General features: G+C 39.4%; 1 pseudogene. It reads right to left on the bottom strand.

The window, feature by feature from the left end:
- Window positions 1-338, bottom strand: a pseudogene (locus tag QGT46_RS16785) (hypothetical protein); the annotation flags it as partial.
- Between the last annotated feature and the right edge of the window lie 310 nt (window positions 339-648).

The following is a 648-nucleotide window of genomic DNA, read 5'->3' as shown; positions in this document are numbered from 1 at the left end:
ATATGCTTTGCCTCCGATGCCTGAGCAAGACAATACAAAATTTCGCCTTCCTCCGGATCTTCCGCGAAAAAACCAACCTGCCATAAGTCATAACTTTCTTTTAAACTTGTGTTCTCAAGCAGAACCGGAAGAATCGTTTTTTCACCTTCTGTCCTTGAGGGCTGAAGTGTAATATCATATCCACCTTCCGTGACATCCGTCTGCTGCCGAAGATCTACAATCGGGACCTTTTTGGAACCCGTCGTAACTCTGCTGATCTTTAAAGTCTGCCCTTGAATCAGTTTAGCCTGCAGAGCTGTCCCTTTGTCTGTTAAAACTGCGTTTTCCCAAATATTCATGATAATACCTCCTGATATAAACGGTTGTTTCACAGAAGCCATGCAAAAATCTATGGCTATGCTACTTTTTTATTTCTTCAGATCATGATCTCTATAAAGAATATAACATGGTGCCCTGGGACAATGTGGGCAAGTTAATCTAGAGACAATTAAGTTTCTAAACATATATAATATGCAACTAAATTTAAGTGATATTACCTCTATACATATTAAATTCCTATTTTATTCGTATTGCGGCTATCTCCGTGCCGCATCCGGCTAAATTTGCACCAATTCCAGTAGAAAGTCGACATGATAATATGTTTTGCTC

Source organism: Anaerostipes faecis (genome assembly GCF_910574135.1).
GTDB lineage: Bacteria > Bacillota > Clostridia > Lachnospirales > Lachnospiraceae > Anaerostipes > Anaerostipes hominis.
This window is presented reverse-complemented; position numbering and strand designations above follow the sequence as displayed.